This is a genomic window from Clostridium sp. DJ247 (assembly GCF_014231265.1).
The window spans coordinates 57602-73593 of record NZ_JABAIW010000001.1; the positions used below are offsets into that span (position 1 = coordinate 57602).

The window sequence follows — 15992 nt, forward strand, 5'->3', positions numbered from 1 at the left end:
ATATAAGTAAGGAAGGATTGATAATATGCAAAGATTAAAACCATTAAATGATTTTATTTTTAAGAAACTTTTTGGCGAAAATGAAGTAAAGGATAACTTAATTGCATTTCTAAATGCAGTATTAGATAGAAAAGATATAGATAGACTTGTTACATTAGAAATAATAGATAATAAAGAATTAACTAGAGAGATGATAAATGATAAAACTTCGATAAATTTCACACTAAATTTCATTTGTGGGAAGATGAAGCAAAAGATTATATGCTTACGGATTTAGTGGAGATTCATTTTATAGAAGTAAGTAAATTTAATGAATTGAAAGAAAAGAATTTAAAAGAAGATAGACTTCAAAGATGGTTGACTTTCTTTAATAATGATATTTCAGAAGAAAAATTAAAGGAGTTGATGGATATGGATTCAGATATAAAAAAAGCTGAAGAAAGATTAGAATATTTAAGTAGTGATGCAAAGACAATAGAAATTTATAAGGCAAGAGAGAAATCATTACATGAAAGAGCTAATATGATAAGTAGTGCTATGGAAGAAGGCGAAAATAAAAAAGCGATAGAAATAGCAAAGAATCTGTTAGATGTGTTAGATATAGAAACCATAGCAATCAAGACTGGATTAAGTGTAGAAGAGGTTAAAAAATTAAAACATTAATAAATATATCACTTTTACGTATCGAGGTACTGTATGTGGTAAATAAATATAACTTTATAACAAGTTATTAAAAAGGAAATGCAAGATAAAATACAACTTTTCATCATGTTTTTTTATCCTTTACACTTTCCAAATAAGATAAACATAATTCTAAGTGGCTTAAAACCAAGGCTTGAAGTAGTTAAGAGGCATTTATGATAGGTGAAAGAGATAGAAAAAATGCAAGATTTTTGCAAGGTAAAAGGGAGGACTTTATTTTAATTAAATAAAGATTTTCTTCGGATGTGGTTTTTAATAACGGATATGGATTAGGTTTAAGGAAAAACTATTTTTAAATTGATGAAGGAGGAATGCGGGGTTGGAGGGTGTGAAAAGGCAAAAGTTTATTTTGGTTTGACATAGTTAGGAAGTAAAAAAATTTATTCTCAAAGATAGTGAAGATAATAAAGAGATGCACAAGATTGTAATAATTATCGTTTTCATGATTAATATGATGACATCAATAGTTGTTGACAAATTTAAACTAAAAATGATATACTTTTCCTGAAATAATACTTTTGGAGGTAATTTCTATGGAAAAGGTAATTCAATTTTTAAGAGAAAATTTCGTTTGTTGTTTAGCAACTTGTAGTAATGATAAACCGAGAGCATCTGCTATGGAATATGTAGTTGTTGGAGATAATGTATTATTTGCTACTGATGGTGATTCGATTAAAGCAGCTAATTTAAAAGCAAATAATAAAATCAGTTTCTCTGCTAATGCAATGCCTAAGTTTGTAACAATTGACGGAACAACTGCTACTCCCAATGAAGATGAGATCGATGCATATAATAAAATACTTTTTGAAAGACATCCTGAATTTAAAGAAATGGTTGAAAAAGGTATGATGAAGCCTTTTGTTTATTTTAAACTTGTCCCTGAAGTTGTATATTATAACGATTATTCTGCTGGTATGAGTCCAACAGAAGTAATTAAATTGTAATTGCGTGATCATTATATTTTATTAGTTATACGACAACATATAACACCAAAGTTTAGAGCCTAAGAAATCCACGACCACCTTCATTTCTAAGGGGTCTACTCTATACGCAAAACAATAATTCCGCGTATAGGTATCATTTTCTATAAAAACCCATGTGGGTGTAATTTCATTGTAGGATTTTTGAATAAAGATTTAAGTATAATAAAGAGCATTTAATCTTATGGGTTGAGTGCTTTTTATTATACTTAAATGGGAATATTTAACAATTAAATTTTGCTAAATGCTATAGCTTTTACTATAATTTATAGTGAATAAATGGAGGGGTTGGAGTGTGTTGAATTTTGCACGAGCAGTAAAAAAAGTATTTTATGATTTTTGTAAAGAAAGAGGAATTGAGATTGAATAGAAGGAGTTGATAAATCTTTATAATTAAAACTTTGTAATATAGTGTAGTTGAAAATATGGTATTTATAGTAGTTATAGTAAACTATAGAGAATCAACTTTTGTTGCAAAGCAATATAATACGCAAACTATGTCATTTGATTTTGGATTGATAAAAATTTAGTGGAGGTAATAAAGTGTCTGAAATTGTAAGATTAATAAAATATGATGAATTAAATGAGTTGCTTAATTTGTACAAGCAATTACAGCCTGAAGACCCTGACGTGTCCTGTAATGAAGACTTACAGGAAATATGGAATTCAATTTATAATAATCCTAACTTATATTATATTGTGGTTGAAGTGGACGGTAAGTTAGTATCTTCATGCAATATATCAATTATAAAAAATCTTACTAGAAATTTACGTCCCTATGGACTTATTGAGAATGTTATCACCGATTCAAGTTACCGAAAAAAGGGATATGCGACTAAAGCGTTAAATAAAGCAGTGGAAATTGCAAAAGAAAAAAATTGTTATAAAGTTATGCTTTTAACAGGTTCAAAAAAAGAAGAAACTTTAAAATTTTATGAGCAAGCGGGCTTTTCTAAAGGAATAAAGACAGGGTTTATAATAAAACTTTAATAAAAATATAAGTTGATACTTTCATGCGTTGAGATAGAATAATAAATTATTGTTTATTAATAGCTTATATATTTTCATTATCATGAGAGGGGATAAAATAAATATGGATAGCAAAAAAGGGTTATGGAACTCACAACAAAAATTATTAAAAAGTATAATGATGAAATTAGATAAATTTGATGAAACTATTAAATTATGTTTAGACCAACACTCAATGGTACATATATCTGAAATGTCGCAAACAAATGTTGTAACATTTGAGGATGAATTATGGGAAGGATTGGATGAAATAACATTTCGCACTATGCCAACTGCAAAGGATGAAGCGACTATAGCGTGGTGTTTATGGCATTCAACAAGAATTGAAGATATAACAATGAACATATTAGTTGCAGATGATACTCAAGTCATAAATAGCGATAACTGGCTTGAAAAAATGAATGTAAAGATTTATGACACAGGCAATGCCATGACTAATGAGGAAATTATTGATTTTAGTTTAAGTATAGATATTCAGGAATTGAGAAATTATAGAAAAGTTGTGGGTAGAAAAACTCGTGAAATTATTAAAAAATTTGAACCGTCAGATTTAAAAAGGAAAATGGAAGCGAATAGATTACAGCGTGTTTTAGATGAAGGAGGAGTTTTAAATGTTGAAGGTGCAAATTGGCTAATTGATTTTTGGGGTAGAAAGAATGTTGCAGGTATTTTATTAATGCCAGTAACTCGTCACCATATTGTGCATATTAATGAATCAATTCAACTGAAGCAAAAGTGCAGGAAATTGGGTAGAAAATAATGTAAAAACAAAAGAAAACATTGTTTAGAAATTTCTTATACTATACTAAATATTATTATATTAATAGTACAATACGAAGATTAGACGAAGTAATTATTGAAATTGAAAGTACGAATAATGCTCTTTGATAACTGGATAATACGGTATTAAAAAATGGAAATATTTATATTAATCTTCAAAGCTATTAAAAATCAAACAATTTTTAAAACATCGTATTATTCAAAACTGAATTTTATGGTGTTTTTACGTCGCACTTCAAAAAAAGGTTCAAAAAACTTTGAACCTTTTTCTTTTAGATTTTTTTGAAGATGTTATTCATATATCAACATTATCAGTTAACAAATCCTATTTTAAAAGGATTTTGTCTATTATTCCATAGGACATGGCTTCCTCGGCGGACATGAAATAATCTCTTTCCATATCTCTTAGTGTAGCATTTTGTTTTGATTTTTCATATATAAAGCGCACTAGCGCTTTCGTCGTTAGGCTGTTTAGATGTTCTTGGGCTTTACCTATAGTATTTAAAGCTTCATGTTTTTCAGTAACTCTGAATAATTCTAAAAAATTGTAAGCTAAGAATACTATAAGAAAATATCGTTCAATTGATATACTGCTTTGAACTCTATATTCATTAAAGCCTAGATTACTTTTAAAATACTTGTAAGAAGTCTCTATACTCCATCTATGCAAATAGTATTCAATTATAGTTTCTGCATTTAATTAAGATGTCGGTAGACATCAAGTATACAGGAGATTTGTAAGTACCTCTATTTACTTCATAACAAATAAGAACTTTAGCATTAGGAAATTTCGCAATATTACCTTCGTAAGTATATACCCTATAGTCCTTACCTTTGACTGTAACGAGGTCTAAGGTATTAGGGGTAATATATTTCTCAAACTCAGATAATTGCAGTGATATTCCTAGTGGAGATATTTTTCTGTTAGATTTAACTACTCCTATCAAGTGATATCCTCTTGATAAAGATGCTTCAATCAACTTACTATTTGTATACCAAGAATCCATAAGGCAATATACTTTTTCATAATTAGACAGAAGACTATCGTCCCATTTAGAACGGCTCAAAAACTTATAAATACAACTTTTATCTTTTGCAGAAGATACGCTTGCTGCAATTTTAGATAAAGTTTTAATGCTAGGTAAATTAATTAATCCGTTAACTATGCTGGTTAAATGATTAAATTGTGGTTTAGACATTCCATAACTTACATCATTTAAGTAGTTGTAAAGTTTATCATTAGATGAATTTTCGAAAGTGATTTTAACAGGTATATTGATTTGCTTAATTATCATTGCTTTTAAACCTAATGATAAAAATATTACAACACCGGTTTTGATTGATGATATGAAAAACCTAATGTTCTTGCCTGTTTTTTAGAAATAACTGTAGCAGTGGAGTTTGATGCAATTATATTAATGATGGAATTAACTAGTAGTATGAAGAATTTTTTTTACGAAGAAAATTCTTTTACTTTGTTTAGTATATTTTACTTTATTTAACATATTCTAAGTGAATTCTTAACCTTTAACTGCTATAGTTTAAGTAGATAGATTGATAAAGATCTGTACTAATTAAAAAAAGGAGATAGATTGATTGATGCATAGTAAGAAGAAAAAAAGTGTTATTGTAGGTGCTTTATCATTACTAGCGCTTACATCATTCACCCTGGGAAATGCTAGTACAATTTATGCCTCCACATTAGAAGGAAATACTGACTATTTTATTGTAAATCCATATTCGACAGTAGACTGGGATACATACGGTCATTATAAGGCAGATTTTCACGCACATAGTATTGAAAGTGATGGTGGTAACACACCTGCTGAAATGATCGAAGACCACTATGCAAAAGGTTTTGATATTTTAGCACTAACTGACCACAACTTCACTAATACTACATGGGATAGAACTGATAGAGAAGGAGTAGAGTACTTAACTACTCAGCGTTTAGAAGAAATTAATTCAGGAGTAGGCAGAGACGGTAGGGGTATGGTAGGTATCACTTATTCCAATGAACAATCAAGAGCTGATCACTTGAATACTTTCTTTGCAGATTTCAATAATGAACCTGGTGCTACTTTAGAAGAAAATATCGCCAAAGCAGAAGAATTAGGTGGTATTTCTCATATAAATCATCCAGGTAGATACACAGGTGCAAGAAAAGTAGATTTTGAAGAAGGAGAAAAAATTTCTACTGATCCTAAAGTAGTAGGAAAATATATAGACTTATTTAATAAATACGACTCACTTGTAGGAATGGAAATAATCAATAAAAAAGATGGTGATTCAGTAAGTGATAGAATTCTTTGGGATAGCATTCTTCAAGAAACTATGGAAAAGCGTAATCCAGTTTGGGGATTTTCAAATGATGATACCCATAACGTTAACAATACTGGTTTTAGCTATAACATGATGTTAATGCCAAAAAACAATAAAGAAAATGTTCGCGAGTCAATGGAAACTGGAACATTCTATGCGGTAGCAAAAGTAGCTAAAAGAGAACTTGGTATGGACTTTGAAGCACAAGGACCTACTCCAGTAATAGAAAACATTTCAGTTGATCAAGAAAAAAATTCTATTACAATTAAAGGAGAAAATTACAACACTATCCAATGGATTGCGAATGGGCAAGTAATAGCTACAGGAAATACATTAGACTTAAACTTATATGAAGACGAAGTAGATAGTTATGTTCGTGCACAACTATTAGGAGATGGCGGCATTAGCTTTACTCAACCATTCGGAGTTAATGAATACACAATAGATAATCTTAAAGATTCTGTAGAAGAACTTGATGTAAACAAAGGAGTTAAAAACAGCCTTACTGTTAAGTTAGATAATGCAAAAAAAGCAGTTGAAGAAGGAAAAGATAACTACGAAAACTTATTAAATGCATTTACAAATGAAGTAGAAGCTAAAAGTGGTAAAGAAATTTCTGTAGACCAAGCAGATAATCTTATTAAGTTTGTAGATGAAATTATCTTAAACATAACTTCACAAAACTAAAAATTATCTAATAATATTGTCAATAGCAAAACCTCAGGATTGATCTAAGACCCTGAGGTTTTGTATTGAGTATAAACAAGATTATTATTTACACCCCCCTTAACTCAAGGGGGTTGCACCTTTAAGCAAAAGTCTTAATTCTGCGTATTAGTATCATCATTCTATGTTTTTAGCTATATGTAACTCTTCAACTCTTACCTAGCCTTCAATTCCCAGTTCGGTAAGTTTTATAAATAAATTTTTCTAATCTAATTTTAATCTTTTTTTAAGGTTCTCTTAATTTCTCTAAATTATAATATAGACATAAGTTAAATTTAAATGAAAAGTTAAAAATATTTGGAGGGATTAGTGTGAAAGCAACATTAGAACAAATTGATTTATTAAGACAAAGGGCAAATGTAAGTTATAAGGATGCGAAGGAAGCCTTAGAAAAGTGTAATAATGATATAGTAGAAGCTTTAATTTATCTTGAGAAAGAGAAAAAAACTAAGGAAAATTCAGAGTTTAGCTGTAGTGGAAGCTTTATTGCTAAAGTTAAAAGTTTAATAAAAAAAGGAAATAAAATAAAGTTTATAATTAGTAAAAATGAGAATATTATATTGAATTTACCGATTAACTTGATAATATTAATAACTATAATTGCTCCGCCACTATCTATTGCAGCTCTTTTAATTGTATTATTTACAAATCATAAAATAAGAATAAAAAATGAAAAGAATGAAAACATGGAAGTAAATAAAGTATTTGATAAAATGAGTATGGTAGTAAATAATGCAAAAAATACCTTAACTAAAGATGAGGATAACTCAATTAAAAACGATGCTGCAGCACAATAATCTATAGATAATAGGAAAAGCTGCTATAAATTTATGCTAGGATAAGATCCTATAGATATACAACCTCAAAACTTGACTTAACCACCGGGGTATATTACCAATTCTTAGGCACCATAAATACTTTTTTATGAGTCTAAAGCTTGGATTTTGGAAAAGTCTAAGAACTTTGATAAACTCGTTTCACTCAAACAAATCTAAAGTTCTAAGGCTTTTCCAAAATCCCGCGCTAAGACTCATTAAAAAAGTATTTAAATGTGCCGTCAGAACTGGTAATATACCCCTCAGCATAAGTAAATTTTAGAAGTTGGATATCTATATCTAAATTATAAGTTTCACTTTATTTTATATATGTTGTATAATTGTGTAAAGCTAGTGAATGATGGTATCTCCCTCTTATATGAGAGGGAGTTTTCAATTTATTAGTTAATGGCAATAGTCCAATGGATAAATTTAATCAGGGAGGATAAATTATGGCAGGAGAAAAAATTCTTTTAATAGAGGATGAAGAAAAAATAGCTAGATTTCTTCAATTGGAATTGCAATATGAAGGATATATAGTTGATATAAGTTATGACGGAAGGGAAGGTTTAAATAAAGCTCTAAGTGGAGATTTTCGACTTATAATTTTAGATGTAATGTTACCTTCACTAAATGGTATGGAGGTTTTAAGAAGGCTCCGTCAAACTTCAGAAACACCGGTTATTATGCTTACAGCAAAGGATGAAGTAATGGATAAAGTTATGGGGCTTGATATAGGTGCGGATGACTATATAACTAAACCTTTTGCTATAGAAGAATTGTTAGCTAGAATAAGAGTAGTTTTAAAAAGAAAAGTAAATTCTATACAAGTAGATAATACCATAGAATTTAAAGGACTAAAATTGGATTTAGATAAACATATAGTAACTTTTAATGGGGAGCCAATAGATCTTACTAAAAGAGAGTTTGATTTATTAAAATATTTGATGAAGAATAATAGTATTGTGTTAACTAGAGAAAAAATATTGGAAAAAGTTTGGGGCTATGAATATTTAGGCGATACTAATGTAGTAGATGTATACATACGTTATTTGAGAAGCAAGATAGATGATAAATACAACCAAAAGATAATCCATACAGTAAGAGGGGTAGGGTATGTACTAAAACATGAATAATTTTAAAACTATAATAAAAATTATAATGAAAATAACTTTATTTTGTTTTTATATATTAACACATTTTATAAAGTTTAGTTGGAAGTTTATAGATAAGGTTTCAAGCAAATTTAGGATAAAATTTAGATTTTCTATAAGTTTTAAAATTACTACAGTTTATGTTTCTATTTTCTCTCTTATTTTCTTTCTTTTAAGCACAGCTGTATTATTAGGTTTTGGAATTTTCTTGAATCTTCAGGTACAGAATAAACTAATAAAGGATAGTGAAATTTTTAAAATCTATGCTAAAGAAAACTCACAAATATCAAATCAGATTATAAAAGCTTTATGTGAAAATGATAACATTAGTGTGAGAGTTTTTGATGAAAAACGTAGGTCAATTTATAATTATGGAGAAGTTATAAGTGATTTTTATTATAAGCTAGATTCTATACATACAATCAAAATTGATGGTAAAAGTATAATGGTTTTAAATAATAAAATAGAGTTAAAAGATAAAATTATTTATGTACAAATTTCAAAAGATTTATCAAAAGAAAAAGAGTATTTAGGACTTTTACTTTATATTTTAATAAGTTTGAATATAATAATATTAATTATTATTATAATATTTGGTTCAAGAGCTAGTAAGAAAATGCTTAGACCTATCGATAAAATGACAGAAACTGCAAAAGAAATATCAGTCTACTCATTAGATAGAAGACTAGATGTAAGTTATTCTCATGATGAATTAAAGGAGTTAGCTCAAACATTTAATGATATGCTTGATAGAATACAGCAGTCATATGAACAACAAAATCAGTTTGTTTCTGATGCTTCACATGAGTTAAGAACTCCTATAGCTGTAATACAAGGTTACGCTAATTTATTAGATAGGTGGGGGAAGAATGATAAAGAAGTACTAGAAGAATCCATAGGAGCTATAAAGAATGAAGCTGAAAATATGAAGGATTTAGTAGAAAAGCTTTTATTTTTAGCAAGAAGTGATAAAAATACACAAAAAATAGAAAAAGAAAATTTTTATATAAATGAACTAATAGATGAGGTTATAAAAGAAACGAAACTTATTGAAAGTAACTATAAAATTATAAATGAACACAATGAAAAAATAATTATAAATGCAGATAGAAAGCTTATAAAACAAGCTTTGAGGATATTTGTAGACAACAGCATAAAATTTACTCCTGAAAATGGATATATAAAGATAAATACATTCTTAGAAAACAGAAATTTACTTATAATTGTAGAAGATAACGGCATCGGTATTGCAAAAGAAGATCTGCCTTTTATATTTAATAGATTTTACAGAGCGGATAAATCTAGAACAAAGAAAAGTGGAGGAACTGGTTTAGGACTTGCTATAGCTAAGTGGATTATATATAAGCATAATGGAGGTATACTGGTAGAAAGCAGGTTGAATTACGGAACAAAAATAAAGGTTACTCTGCCTCTACTTACATGAAGAATAAAGCACTTCCAGTCACAGATACAGAAGTGCTTTATTTATGTTATTCACTATATCTTAGCATTGAATTAAGTGTAGGAATTAAAGCAGTTTCTAAAGCATTATTTGCTTCAAATAACGCTTCACTCATAATATTCCCTTCTTTCTTTTATATTAGATAGAACATTAATCCTAGTAACCCAGACACACCAACACACCAAAAAACATTAACTTTATATTTTACAATAGAAATCAAACCTATTAATGCAATTAGTAATGTAGGAACATCAATTATTGCTGCAGGAATTAGAGATATAATTGAAGATAATATGGAGCCAATTACTGCAGCATTTATCCCTTTAAGTGCAGCTTTAATCCATGGGATATCTTTAAGTCTTTTTAAATATGGAGCTGCAAGTAAAATAAAAACAAATGAAGGTAAGAAAATAGCTATTGTTGAAACTAACGCACCTATAAAGCCAAAAACTTTATAACCAATAAATGCAGCAGTTATCACTACTGGACCTGGAGTAACTTGTCCTAATGCTATACCTACTAAAAATTCGTTTTGAGTTAGCCATCCTAACTTATTTACAACTTCCTTTTCTATAAAAGGTATAATGACTAATCCACCACCATAAATAAATGATCCAACCTTTATAAAAAATAGAAATAGATTTGAAAGTAAAGGAAGAAAAGTTAAAGGTAAAGCAATAGAAAACATTTTATTTCTATTTTTTGAAGGAGTTGAGTATATAAGTATTCCAGCTATACCAGCCATAAGCATTGCAACAATCATATTTACTTTAAAGAAAGTTATAGCAATTGTTGTTAAAATAAAAATAATAAACTGAGCTTTACTGATTATTGTTTTCTTGTACATATTTAAGAGAGAAGACGATATTAATGCAATGACAACAGCGTTTATGCCATAAAGAATACCATTTATGCTAGGTATTTTACCAAATTTGAAATAAACATAACTTAATAAAGTAATTATTATAAAAGCGGGCAAAATAAATGCAATACCAGCTAAAGTCCCACCGAGAATACCTCCTCTAAGATATCCCATGTATATACCTAACTGAGTTGAAGCAGGACCAGGTAATAAATTACACACAGCAAGACCATCTAAAAACTCATCTTTTGTTGACCATTTTCGTTTTTCTACTAGTTCAGAATCCATCATTGCAATATGTGCCATTGGTCCTCCAAATCCTATTAATCCAATTTTAAGAAAATAATTTAAAATCTCTTTCATAAAAAGTGTCCTCCTTGACTGTAGTAAATTCAATTGATAAAATTAAATAATAATTAACGAAAGGTGATATCTAAAGATGATATCGAAATCCGATAATATAAATTAACAATATCACAGGAGGGATATAAATGCAAGAGCAAATAATGAGAAAATTATTTTTAGGATTTATTCACATACATATATTACATCATGCCAAAAAAGATCCCTTTTATGGATCTTGGATGATTAAGGAACTTAAGGAACATAGATATGAAATAAGTGCAGGAACGCTGTATCCTATACTTCACAATCTAGAAAAGAATGGTGTTTTGAAAGTTGAAGATAGAAATGTAGAAGGCAAAATGAGAAAATATTATTCAATAACTCCATTAGGTGAAGATGTTCTAACTGAAGCAAGAGCAAAGGCTTATGAGCTTTTTAAAGAGATAAAAGAATAGAAGGCATTCATATTTTATAGTTTAGACCCCATTAAACCTAGGGGGTACATCTTGACGCAAATATAATATTAATGCGTATCAGTATCATTTTTCTATCTTTAAAGGATTTTTCTTCTTTAAACAAAGGATACCATATTGAGCTGCGTCTAATAAAAAAAAGAACTTTCATACCATAGATTACCTGATTCATTAAACAATCTATCAAAAACAAAAAATATAGAGTCGTAATAAGTTCTAGTAGCAAGTGGACGGTTAACAACTACATGCATTTTAAAATCATTACAAATTGTTAACCGTCCCCTGCAATTAGATGGTGCCTCGGGTTATAGATTCACGTTTGCCGTGTTTGAGTAAGCTGACAATCCTGCATAATTTACGGCCGCTATTCGGTAGCTGTAGTGATTGCCAGGCACCACAGTTCTATCAGTGTAAAAGGCGATATTCATGGATAATCTCGGTCCAAGTGTGACAAGTGTGAAGTAGGCTCCCCCATTATCAGAGCGTTCGATGACAAAACCAGTCTCGTTATCGGAATTGTCCCACCAGGTCAAACGAACTCGCGGTCCCGTTAGCCTCCTTGCAGTCAAGTTGGTTGGAGCCGCTGGTGGCAGAACCTGATTTCGACCAACCTTCACCACGTTGGAAAAGTCAGAGTTCACTGTCATCGTTGGGAAGCCAGGAGTAGCGGTATCACCGACAGTGTTGGAGGCAAACACCCGGTAGTAGTAAGCGTTGTTCGTGTCGCCAATTAGATCGGTGTATGAATTTGAACCGGATGGCAGTGTTGCTAAAGTATTCCATGGGCCAGCGCTACTGACCGCTTTCTGTACAGTGAAGCTAGTCTCGTTTGTGGAATTGTCAGTCCAGGTTAAAACTACACGCTTTCTGTAGTGGAAACCGATAATATTAGCAGCTAGACTTGAAGGAGCTTTCGGTGGAACAGCAAACACCATTGCGTGCATCATATCCATCTCTTCGTGGGCGAGAATATGGCAGTGATAAACGTATTCCCAACCAAAGTTCACGTAGTGGTTAGTAACTTGGTTAATTGGATTTCCCAACGGGTCGAACCATCCTGCGGGTGGTGGAGGTGTTAGTACAGCGCCCTCGGGCATTGTCGGGTCCAGCAGGCGAACACTGTTTGGTACCTCAAATGGTACCTGTGAAGAGGTAGGAATATTCGGTCTCAGTGCAATAATTGTATGCTCCAGCGGGTTAACCCTGAAGGTTTCCTTCCAGCCTAGTTCATTAGAATCAGGCGGTATCAAAGCGCCGTCCCAGGCAACCCGGTTGATGAGCTGTGCAGAAAACAGATGGGTGTGAATGGTATGGGTATCCACACCGTTGTGAGTGATCTTCCAGATCTGAGTTCCATCATAAAGAGAGCCAATGGGAGTCGCATTAATATTTGCTGTGCCTTTGACAATGTCAACAGGCGGGCTGGCATAGCCGTAGACTACAAATTGATTGAAGTTAGAACTGGAGACCGGGAATTCAAGTCCAAGCATGCCGCTCATCCGTCCATACTCGGTATCATAGACTTCACCCATTTCGTCTTGTAAAGCCTTCGGTTCGATGGGCAGGGTAACAGGTGGCAGAAGAGCTCCATTCGCATCTATGGGGTGAAAGGTCTTGGAGAACTCATTAAGTTGCACATAGGCACTGGCAGCATCCGCAGGTAAATTCGTAACGTTGTAGGCAGAGTTGTAAGCGGCCTGTGGTATAATGATGGGATCATGGGACGCTTCAAAGACACCCCGTTTAGTGTCTGTTTTAGCAAACACTGCTTCCAGCGCAGTTATGTCGTACGCAGGAGCAGGAGTTAAAGCTGCCACTCTGATCTGCATGATGGTGCGGATGTTGGGACCGTAGCCCGGTTGCGTGGTGGGAGCACCACCCTCGGCAGTCAAGTCTGGGTTACCTGTGTAATAGTCATAGCGCGGGTCGGCCGCTGGGAAAGCTGCGGGAGCATCGTTGTATAGAATCAGGGTCTGCCCAGCATACTGGGAGAAGTCAACCATGACATCTGCCCGTTCTGCGGTTCCCAGCAGGAGCGAGTGCTGATCCACATTTCCAAAGTTGAAGTTTGTAGCATTCAGGTTCCAGGTGATGGGCTGGCTTGGTATCACCACAGGTGCTGGCAGAAAACCGCTTTCGGTACCGATCTGAATCCAGTCCGGTCCTTTCATGGCTGGATCGGGCACACCACTTGGCCAGTCGGCAGGAAGGCCTGGTATTCCGCAAGCGGACACCATCTTGACTTCTGTAGCATATCCTGTGTCAGGTGAAATATAGCCAGCAGGATCAGCTATATACATCTGTAGGTTAAAGAAACGGTCATCGGCGGCATTCAGTATGCGGAAACGGTAAGCCTTGGGCTCCACTTCCAAGTAGGGGTAGGCCGTGCCGTTGACAACTGGGGTGTCCATAAACGCCTCGCCTGGCATTGAAGGGTAAGGCATGGCGGGCATCATCGGTGGTTGCTCGGGTGCATTTTGAGGATCATAGTAAGGGTTCGGAACCGGCCCATGTTTTATATTCGTTGTGGGCGGCCAGAACCACGGACCGTACATCCAGCGACCAAACGGGTTTGCCCCTGTAGGATCCCAAGGATTCTGGGCAGGGCTATAAACGTGAGGATACCAGAGGTCACCGGTATTGGGTGTGCCAGGTGTTGTCCCCCATGCCCAGGTGGGATCCGTATTGAGAATGGTATTGGCATCAACGAAAGTCTTATCCTGAATGACAATGGGAATCCCAAGGTCGGGGAGAATCTTTTCCAAGCCCGGGTTGACGCCGGATTCATTGGTGCCATTGATCAGATCCTGTTCCACCTTGTCTGTCAGTAGATAAGCTGCTGCCTCTCCCACATAGACATTAAGGCGAGTGATACCATATGAGTGATCATGGTAGAACATCAGCCTAGCATTTTGTGCGTTGGTGTAGTACAAGGTCTGCACTCCATCCCGGGGGTCGTCTACATTCTCCATATCAGGGACATTCACTACACTGACACCCTCAGGATAGGGAGTGTCCTCTCCAGCAGGGGTAATCCACTGATGTGGAGTCCCATCACTGATCCAGACGGTGTTATTACCATGGAGATGGATGTTGGCACGGTTTTGCGTGTAATTCATAGGCTTGGCATCCATTCCTAGAGGTCCCATCCCAGCCCCCATAACGGTTGTATCCACCGGGATGAAGAGATCACCACCAGCACCGGTAGGAAGCAGATTGTAGAACTTGATCCGCACCGGTACGTCACGGGTGGCAATAATAACAGGTCCCATATAATGGGGCACATCCACACCGTAAGCCTGGGTGCCATCACCTTTTAAAATCGGTGTACCATTATAGGTCAAAGCAATTTGCGCTCCGGGAACGACTGTTGTGGACAATTGCACATAGCCTCGGAGTGTGGTGGGTGGCAGATCCGAGTGCATCTGCTCTTTAAACTCAACAACGGCGATTTCGTAGTAGTCAGAGCCTGGATAAGTTGTCTTATCAGCCACAGCAACCGGGATGTACTGCCCCAAAGCGTTTGTACCGCTAGGTCCAAGCCCCGGTATTGCATCAACGAATTTTCTCAGCGGCGGACTATAGGCCCAATTGGCGGTACCGAAATAGTCTGGAACCAGGTATCCAGTATCCGGATCCACCACGAGGGCTGCCCGAACTAAAGATTTGTTATTCTCCATTTTTTTCCTCCTTGTAGATTTATTTGTACAGCGATATTACCACTAGCTTTTATGATCCATATATATTATTCATTATGTATACTATTTGTGAATGAATCATTATAAAAAATAATTGGTGCTCCCACGATTTGATAGACCCTTAGAGTCCAACATTCAGCATCATGAAGGCAATTGCTGAATCCGATCTAATCGAAACAATTGGCTTAAGATATTTCAATTCAAAACGCCTTTTACAGGTACTGCTACAGTTAAGTTATATGATTCACTTACAGGAAAACAATATAACTCTGTCAGTATCAGCAAGAGCTATTGCCTATAATGGTGCAAGCTTTTGGATTTTAATAAGTGATGGTTCATTTAAAAAGTTAGATAAAAGTTTTAGTGTCTTATCGTCCTATTCAAAAAGTTCTGCCATACCAGATGACCTTGTTTATAATGTGCAATATTATGATATTGCAGCAAATGATAACTATGTTTATATAACATACAATGGATGTACAGATACTTCAGGTTCAAGCTCCAAATTTAAAAGTTGTATAGCAAAATATAATAAGGAAGGAATTTTTTCTAATGATGAGAAAGCCGCAAGTTTCGCGGCTTTTTGTGCTGCAGTTTTTCTAGGTAAAGTTATTTTGCAGTTAGAATTAGTATGTGAATGAAAA

At 33.5% G+C, this 15992-nt stretch carries 16 protein-coding genes; 12 read left to right on the plus strand and 4 right to left on the minus strand.

Annotated elements, in window-relative coordinates:
• Window positions 1–25: 25 nt before the first annotated feature.
• From HGI79_RS22595 to HGI79_RS00295, 5 genes are all read left to right on the plus strand, one after another.
• Window positions 26–277 carry an Rpn family recombination-promoting nuclease/putative transposase gene (locus HGI79_RS22595; protein ID WP_241428097.1) on the plus strand — a complete coding sequence of 84 codons (252 nt, stop codon included), beginning with the start codon at window positions 26–28 and terminating at the stop codon, window positions 275–277.
• Entirely contained in the window at window positions 262–663 is a 402-nt protein-coding gene (locus HGI79_RS22600; RefSeq protein ID WP_241428098.1) for an Rpn family recombination-promoting nuclease/putative transposase, read from the plus strand. Before HGI79_RS22595 ends, HGI79_RS22600 begins: the two co-directional genes overlap by 16 nt.
• 572 nt (window positions 664–1235) lie before the next feature.
• Entirely contained in the window at window positions 1236–1646 is a 411-nt protein-coding gene (locus HGI79_RS00285) for a pyridoxamine 5'-phosphate oxidase family protein (protein ID WP_185648722.1), read from the plus strand.
• Window positions 1647–2225: 579 nt separating this feature from the next.
• Complete coding sequence (locus tag HGI79_RS00290) at window positions 2226–2672, plus strand: GNAT family N-acetyltransferase (protein ID WP_185648723.1); 447 nt, start codon at window positions 2226–2228, stop codon at window positions 2670–2672.
• Between the two features lie 103 nt (window positions 2673–2775).
• Window positions 2776–3471 carry a DinB family protein gene (locus HGI79_RS00295; RefSeq protein ID WP_185648724.1) on the plus strand — a complete coding sequence of 232 codons (696 nt, stop codon included), beginning with the start codon at window positions 2776–2778 and terminating at the stop codon, window positions 3469–3471.
• A gap of 345 nt (window positions 3472–3816) precedes the next feature.
• Here HGI79_RS00295 and HGI79_RS00300 read toward each other — a convergent pair whose 3' ends face one another.
• Both HGI79_RS00300 and HGI79_RS00305 read right to left on the minus strand, forming a co-directional pair.
• Complete coding sequence (locus HGI79_RS00300; protein WP_185648725.1) at window positions 3817–4161, minus strand: ATP-dependent Clp protease proteolytic subunit; 345 nt, start codon at window positions 4159–4161, stop codon at window positions 3817–3819.
• A 7-nt stretch (window positions 4162–4168) separates the two neighbouring features.
• Window positions 4169–4786 (minus strand): hypothetical protein, encoded by a 618-nt coding sequence (locus tag HGI79_RS00305; RefSeq protein WP_185648726.1) that lies wholly within the window; start codon window positions 4784–4786, stop codon window positions 4169–4171.
• 301 nt (window positions 4787–5087) lie between these two features.
• On the opposite strand from HGI79_RS00305, the gene HGI79_RS00310 reads away from it, so the two are divergent.
• From HGI79_RS00310 to HGI79_RS00330, 5 genes are all read left to right on the plus strand, one after another.
• Window positions 5088–6500, plus strand: coding sequence for a PHP domain-containing protein (locus tag HGI79_RS00310; RefSeq protein WP_185648727.1), 1413 nt, complete (start codon window positions 5088–5090; stop codon window positions 6498–6500).
• Window positions 6501–6850: 350 nt separating this feature from the next.
• Entirely contained in the window at window positions 6851–7336 is a 486-nt protein-coding gene (locus HGI79_RS22605; protein WP_185648728.1) for a DUF4342 domain-containing protein, read from the plus strand.
• Between the two features lie 470 nt (window positions 7337–7806).
• Entirely contained in the window at window positions 7807–8490 is a 684-nt protein-coding gene (locus HGI79_RS00320; protein ID WP_185648729.1) for a response regulator transcription factor, read from the plus strand.
• Window positions 8483–9952, plus strand: coding sequence for a HAMP domain-containing sensor histidine kinase (locus HGI79_RS00325; protein ID WP_185648730.1), 1470 nt, complete (start codon window positions 8483–8485; stop codon window positions 9950–9952). Before HGI79_RS00320 ends, HGI79_RS00325 begins: the two co-directional genes overlap by 8 nt.
• A complete protein-coding gene (locus HGI79_RS00330; protein ID WP_185648731.1) occupies window positions 9949–10116 on the plus strand; it encodes a hypothetical protein in 168 nt (55 codons plus the stop codon). Before HGI79_RS00325 ends, HGI79_RS00330 begins: the two co-directional genes overlap by 4 nt.
• Here HGI79_RS00330 and chrA read toward each other — a convergent pair.
• The gene (chrA, locus tag HGI79_RS00335) at window positions 10104–11195 is read right to left on the minus strand and encodes a chromate efflux transporter (protein WP_185648732.1); all 1092 of its coding nucleotides are present in this window, start codon (window positions 11193–11195) and stop codon (window positions 10104–10106) included. The two genes, HGI79_RS00330 and chrA, sit on opposite strands and share 13 nt — an antisense overlap.
• A 128-nt stretch (window positions 11196–11323) precedes the next feature.
• On the opposite strand from chrA, the gene HGI79_RS00340 reads away from it, so the two are divergent.
• A complete protein-coding gene (locus HGI79_RS00340) occupies window positions 11324–11632 on the plus strand; it encodes a PadR family transcriptional regulator (protein ID WP_185648733.1) in 309 nt (102 codons plus the stop codon).
• A 323-nt stretch (window positions 11633–11955) separates the two neighbouring features.
• On the opposite strand, the gene HGI79_RS00345 is transcribed toward HGI79_RS00340, so the two are convergent.
• A complete protein-coding gene (locus HGI79_RS00345) occupies window positions 11956–15330 on the minus strand; it encodes a hypothetical protein (protein ID WP_185648734.1) in 3375 nt (1124 codons plus the stop codon).
• A gap of 257 nt (window positions 15331–15587) precedes the next feature.
• Here HGI79_RS00345 and HGI79_RS00350 point away from each other — a divergent pair, with 257 nt between their 5' ends.
• Window positions 15588–15989, plus strand: coding sequence for a hypothetical protein (locus HGI79_RS00350; RefSeq protein ID WP_185648735.1), 402 nt, complete (start codon window positions 15588–15590; stop codon window positions 15987–15989).
• The last annotated feature ends 3 nt before the right edge of the window (window positions 15990–15992 follow it).

Coding starts and splice junctions, on each gene's coding strand:
- HGI79_RS00345 (WP_185648734.1), bottom strand. CDS start 15,330: ATGGAGAATAACAAATCTTTAGTTCGGGCAGCCCTCGTGGTGGATCCG.
- HGI79_RS00285 (WP_185648722.1), top strand. CDS start 1,236: ATGGAAAAGGTAATTCAATTTTTAAGAGAAAATTTCGTTTGTTGTTTA.
- HGI79_RS00325 (WP_185648730.1), top strand. CDS start 8,483: ATGAATAATTTTAAAACTATAATAAAAATTATAATGAAAATAACTTTA.
- HGI79_RS00320 (WP_185648729.1), top strand. CDS start 7,807: ATGGCAGGAGAAAAAATTCTTTTAATAGAGGATGAAGAAAAAATAGCT.
- HGI79_RS00350 (WP_185648735.1), top strand. CDS start 15,588: ATGATTCACTTACAGGAAAACAATATAACTCTGTCAGTATCAGCAAGA.
- chrA (WP_185648732.1), bottom strand. CDS start 11,195: ATGAAAGAGATTTTAAATTATTTTCTTAAAATTGGATTAATAGGATTT.
- HGI79_RS00330 (WP_185648731.1), top strand. CDS start 9,949: ATGAAGAATAAAGCACTTCCAGTCACAGATACAGAAGTGCTTTATTTA.
- HGI79_RS00340 (WP_185648733.1), top strand. CDS start 11,324: ATGCAAGAGCAAATAATGAGAAAATTATTTTTAGGATTTATTCACATA.
- HGI79_RS22600 (WP_241428098.1), top strand. CDS start 262: ATGCTTACGGATTTAGTGGAGATTCATTTTATAGAAGTAAGTAAATTT.
- HGI79_RS00305 (WP_185648726.1), bottom strand. CDS start 4,786: ATGATAATTAAGCAAATCAATATACCTGTTAAAATCACTTTCGAAAAT.
- HGI79_RS00295 (WP_185648724.1), top strand. CDS start 2,776: ATGGATAGCAAAAAAGGGTTATGGAACTCACAACAAAAATTATTAAAA.
- HGI79_RS22595 (WP_241428097.1), top strand. CDS start 26: ATGCAAAGATTAAAACCATTAAATGATTTTATTTTTAAGAAACTTTTT.